The 5,783-nt window shown below is 51.3% G+C and carries 2 tRNA genes and 3 rRNA genes; all 5 read right to left on the bottom strand.

What is annotated here, in order from left to right:
* Positions 1-71: 71 nt before the first annotated feature.
* A 5S ribosomal RNA gene (gene rrf / locus QLH52_RS24395) occupies positions 72-187 on the bottom strand.
* Between the two features lie 145 nt (positions 188-332).
* Positions 333-3,227, bottom strand: a 23S ribosomal RNA gene (locus QLH52_RS24400).
* A 323-nt stretch (positions 3,228-3,550) separates the two neighbouring features.
* A tRNA-Ala gene (locus QLH52_RS24405) sits at positions 3,551-3,626 on the bottom strand.
* A gap of 116 nt (positions 3,627-3,742) precedes the next feature.
* A tRNA-Ile gene (locus tag QLH52_RS24410) sits at positions 3,743-3,819 on the bottom strand.
* Between the two features lie 60 nt (positions 3,820-3,879).
* Positions 3,880-5,413 (bottom strand): 16S ribosomal RNA (locus QLH52_RS24415).
* Together the 16S, 23S and 5S rRNA genes with 2 tRNA genes alongside form the textbook arrangement of a ribosomal RNA operon.
* Positions 5,414-5,783 lie beyond the last annotated feature (370 nt).

Genomic DNA, 5,783 nt, shown 5'->3' on the forward strand with positions numbered 1-5,783 from the left:
GAGCAGCAGTGGGGTGATTTTGGGTCAAAAAAAAAGCCCTGCTATGGGTAAGCAGGGCTTTTGGTTTAAGAGCTTGGCGATGACCTACTTTCACATGGCAACCTGCCACACTATCATCGGCGCTAAGCGGTTTCACTTCCGAGTTCGGGATGGGATCGGGTGGTTCACGCTTGCTATGTTCACCAAGCAAACTGGTTAGGCTGTTGTAGCAGCCGTCATGCGCAGGTTTTAAGCGTTTCGCTTTGACCTGCTTTCATGGAAATCTGTATCGAGTGTGTCGTTATCTTGCGTTTATCAGCGTGTCAGTGACACCCAAACGCATTGGGTGTTATATGGTCAAGCCTCACGGGCAATTAGTACACGTTAGCTTCACACATTACTGCGCTTCCACACCGTGCCTATCAACGTCGTAGTCTCCGACGGCCCTTCAGGGGACTTATAGTCCCAGTGAGATCTCATCTTGGGAGGGGCTTCCCGCTTAGATGCTTTCAGCGGTTATCCTGTCCGAACGTGGCTACCCGGCAATGCCATTGGCATGACAACCGGAACACCAGAGGTTCGTCCACTTCGGTCCTCTCGTACTAGAAGCAGCTTCCCTCAAATCTCAAACGCCCACGGCAGATAGGGACCGAACTGTCTCACGACGTTCTGAACCCAGCTCGCGTACCACTTTAAATGGCGAACAGCCATACCCTTGGGACCTGCTTCAGCCCCAGGATGTGATGAGCCGACATCGAGGTGCCAAACACCGCCGTCGATATGAACTCTTGGGCGGTATCAGCCTGTTATCCCCGGCGTACCTTTTATCCGTTGAGCGATGGCCCTTCCATACAGAACCACCGGATCACTAAGACCTACTTTCGTACCTGCTCGACTTGTCCGTCTCGCAGTCAAGCACCCTTATGCCTTTGCACTCATTGCCTGATTTCCGACCAGGCTGAGGGTACCTTCGTGCTCCTCCGTTACTCTTTAGGAGGAGACCGCCCCAGTCAAACTACCCACCAGACACTGTCCCTAACCCGGATAACGGGTCGAGGTTAGAACTCCAAACATACCAGGGTGGTATTTCAAGGTTGGCTCCACGAGAACTGGCGTTCCCGCTTCAAAGCCTCCCACCTATCCTACACAAGTAGGTTCAAAGTCCAGTGTCAAGCTATAGTAAAGGTGCACGGGGTCTTTCCGTCTAGCCGCGGGTACACTGCATCTTCACAGCGATTTCAATTTCACTGAGTCCCAGGTGGAGACAGTGTGGCCATCGTTACGCCATTCGTGCAGGTCGGAACTTACCCGACAAGGAATTTCGCTACCTTAGGACCGTTATAGTTACGGCCGCCGTTTACTGGGGCTTCGATCAAGAGCTTCTCCGAAGATAACCCCATCAATTAACCTTCCAGCACCGGGCAGGCGTCACACCCTATACGTCCACTTTCGTGTTTGCAGAGTGCTATGTTTTTGCTAAACAGTCGCAGCCACCGATTTTTTGCAACCCCCTTCCGCTCCAGTCGCGAGGACCTTCACGTAATGAGGGCATACCTTCTCCCGAAGTTACGGTATCATTTTGCCTAGTTCCTTCACCTGGGTTCTCTCAAGCGCCTTAGAATTTTCATCCCACCCACCTGTGTCGGTTTAGGGTACGGCCACTAGTAACCTGAAGCTTAGAGGTTTTTCCTGGAAGCAGGGCATCTATCACTTCGCTGTTCTTTCGAACCGCTCGTCATCACGTCTCGGCATAGAGCACCCCGGATTTGCCTAAGATGCATGCCTACCTGCTTAAACGGCCACTTCCAACCGACCGCTGATATAGCCTTCTCCGTCACCCCATCGCAGTTACTACTGGTACAGGAATATTAACCTGTTTTCCATCGACTACGCTTTTCAGCCTCGCCTTAGGTGCCGACTAACCCTGCGTCGATTAACGTTGCGCAGGAAACCTTGGGTTTTCGGCGAGGGGGTTTTTCACCCCCTTTATCGTTACTTATGTCAGCATTCGCACTTCCGATACCTCCAGCCGACTTCTCAATCGACCTTCGCAGGCGTACGGAACGCTCCTCTACCACTCACACTTACGTGTAAATCCGTAGCTTCGGTACTATGCTTAGCCCCGGTAAATCTTCCGCGCAGACCGACTCGACCAGTGAGCTATTACGCTTTCTTTAAAGGATGGCTGCTTCTAAGCCAACCTCCTGGCTGTCTGTGCCTTTCCACATCGTTTCCCACTGAGCATAGATTTGGGGACCTTAGCTGACGGTCTGGGCTGTTTCCCTTTTCACGACGGACCTTATCACCCGCCGTGTGTCTCCCGTGCTGGCACTTGCTGGTATTCGGAGTTTGCATCGGGTTGGTAAGTCGGGATGACCCCCTAGCCGAAACAGTGCTCTACCCCCAGCAGTGATACACGAGGCGCTACCTAAATAGCTTTCGAGGAGAACCAGCTATCTCCGAGCTTGATTAGCCTTTCACTCCGATCCACAGCTCATCCCCGTCTTTTTCAACAGACGTGGGTTCGGCCCTCCAGTTAGTATTACCCAACCTTCAGCCTGGCCATGGATAGATCGCCCGGTTTCGGGTCTACACCTTGCGACTAAACGCCCTATTAAGACTCGCTTTCGCTACGCCTCCCCTATTCGGTTAAGCTTGCCACAAAATGTAAGTCGCTGACCCATTATACAAAAGGTACGCAGTCACCCCACGAAGGGGCTCCCACTGCTTGTACGCATACGGTTTCAGGTTCTATTTCACTCCGCTCTCCGCGGTTCTTTTCGCCTTTCCCTCACGGTACTAGTTCACTATCGGTCAGTAAGGAGTATTTAGCCTTGGAGGATGGTCCCCCCATATTCAGTCAAAGTTTCACGTGCTCCGACCTACTCGATTTCACTAGAAAAAGGTTTTCGTGTACGGGGCTATCACCCTGTATCGCCGGACTTTCCAGACCGTTCCACTAACCTTATCCTAGCTTAAGGGCTAGTCCCCGTTCGCTCGCCACTACTTAGGGAATCTCGGTTGATTTCTTTTCCTCCGGGTACTTAGATGTTTCAGTTCTCCGGGTTCGCTTCAGTGAGCTATGTATTCACTCAAAGATGACGCGCTTATGCGCGCCGGGTTTCCCCATTCGGACATCTCTGGATCACAGCCGGTTTGCAGGCTCCCCAAAGCTTTTCGCATGCTACAACGTCCTTCATCGCCTCTTACTGCCTAGGCATTCACCGTATGCGCTTATTCACTTGACCATATAACCCGAATACGTCTGTACTTTGGTTATACTGTCAGCTGACATTTTCGCTGATTTTTTCTGCTTGAGAACGACATGCCGTTTGCTTTCAGCCTTTCTCTTTCGAGACTGACGTCATTCAAACCGCAACTCGTTTTAGTGTTGATCATTGCTGATCATTACTATAGTTACAGATTTCCATATTGTTAAAGAGCCATCGGTACGAATACCAATGCTATAAAGTCTTTATCTGTTGCCGCCGATAAAACCCTATAGCGTTGATGTTCACCCACTATTTTTCTTACGTTTGACGAACTGGTTGACCCTCAGCGTTCAGCATGATGGTGGAGCCAGGGAGGATCGAACTCCCGACCTCCTGCGTGCAAGGCAGGCGCTCTCCCAGCTGAGCTATGGCCCCTAAAGCAGACTAAAGCCAAGACTCAAGCCGAAACGTGACTAAGCACAGCGCCAGTTATTCTAACCAGGCGTGTGGTCTGATTGTGTTTCGCCTCATTGCTTTCGCCTTTTATGCGTTGGTGGGTCTGGGAGGAGTTGAACCTCCGACCTCACCCTTATCAGGGGTGCGCTCTAACCAACTGAGCTACAGACCCAGGTGCGTCTTTCAATCGAAATAATTTGTTGTGAGTACGTGTAACGGTGTACCGTCTTTGTAAGGAGGTGATCCAGCCCCAGGTTCCCCTAGGGCTACCTTGTTACGACTTCACCCCAGTCATGAATCACAAAGTGGTAAGCGCCCTCCCGAAGGTTAAACTACCTACTTCTTTTGCAACCCACTCCCATGGTGTGACGGGCGGTGTGTACAAGGCCCGGGAACGTATTCACCGCGGCATTCTGATCCGCGATTACTAGCGATTCCGACTTCACGCAGTCGAGTTGCAGACTGCGATCCGGACTGGGACCGGCTTTTTGGGATTCGCTTACTCTCGCGAGTTCGCAGCCCTCTGTACCGGCCATTGTAGCACGTGTGTAGCCCTACCCATAAGGGCCATGATGACTTGACGTCGTCCCCACCTTCCTCCGGTTTATCACCGGCAGTCTCCCTAGAGTTCCCGGCATGACCCGCTGGCAACTAAGGATAAGGGTTGCGCTCGTTACGGGACTTAACCCAACATTTCACAACACGAGCTGACGACAGCCATGCAGCACCTGTCTCAGAGTTCCCGAAGGCACTCCGCTATCTCTAACAGATTCTCTGGATGTCAAGGGTAGGTAAGGTTCTTCGCGTTGCATCGAATTAAACCACATGCTCCACCGCTTGTGCGGGCCCCCGTCAATTCATTTGAGTTTTAGCCTTGCGGCCGTACTCCCCAGGCGGTCAACTTAATACGTTAGCTCCACTACTAAGTTCTTTAAGAACCCAACAGTTAGTTGACATCGTTTACGGCGTGGACTACCAGGGTATCTAATCCTGTTTGCTACCCACGCTTTCGTACCTCAGCGTCAGTTTTAGTCCAGGGAGCCGCCTTCGCCACTGGTGTTCCTTCAGATCTCTACGCATTTCACCGCTACACCTGAAATTCCACTCCCCTCTACTAAACTCTAGTTGCCCAGTATCAAATGCAGTTCCCAGGTTAAGCCCAGGGCTTTCACATCTGACTTAAACAACCGCCTACGCACGCTTTACGCCCAGTAATTCCGATTAACGCTTGCACCCTCCGTATTACCGCGGCTGCTGGCACGGAGTTAGCCGGTGCTTCTTGTATAGGTAATGTCAGTCTACCGGGTATTAACCGATAGGTATTCCTTCCTATTGAAAGTGCTTTACAACCCTCAGGCCTTCTTCACACACGCGGTATTGCTGGATCAGGCTTTCGCCCATTGTCCAATATTCCCCACTGCTGCCTCCCGTAGGAGTCTGGGCCGTGTCTCAGTCCCAGTGTGGCTGATCATCCTCTCAGACCAGCTACGGATCGTCGCCTTGGTAGGCCTTTACCCCACCAACTAGCTAATCCGACATAGGCTCATCTATTAGCGCCAGGCCCGAAGGTCCCCAGCTTTCCCCCGTAGGGCGTATGCGGTATTAGCGTGAGTTTCCCCACGTTGTCCCCCACTAATAGGCAGATTCCTATGCATTACTCACCCGTCCGCCACTCGTCAGCGCCCGAAGGCCTGCTACCGTTCGACTTGCATGTGTTAAGCATACCGCCAGCGTTCAATCTGAGCCATGATCAAACTCTTCAGTTTAATTTTAACTTGTCACTAAATAAGATTAGTGACCAATCTTGGCTCGACTACAGAACATCTTTTCTTGCGAATTGACGTGGTTTCTGTGTCGACTATTTCTAACAGCACATAGTCGCTACACATACCCACACAAATTATTTCGATTTCGTTTGTTAAAGAGCCAGAGCATTTCGCCCTGTTGAGCCGACATATTCTACAGCGTTTTCAGTGTTTGTCAAATTTATTTTTAAGCCATTTCAAAAACCGAAGCCCAAAAAAACAAACCCGCCAATCAACAACCTCAAACCCGCCGAACCAAGTCGACCGCTTCACCGCTAAAACTTAAAAGCCAGAGCAGTGAAGAGCCGCTCATTCTAATCACCCAACATCC

The sequence above is a fragment of the Methylomonas defluvii genome (genome assembly GCF_033949435.1).
GTDB classification, from domain to species: Bacteria; Pseudomonadota; Gammaproteobacteria; order Methylococcales; family Methylomonadaceae; genus Methylomonas; species Methylomonas defluvii.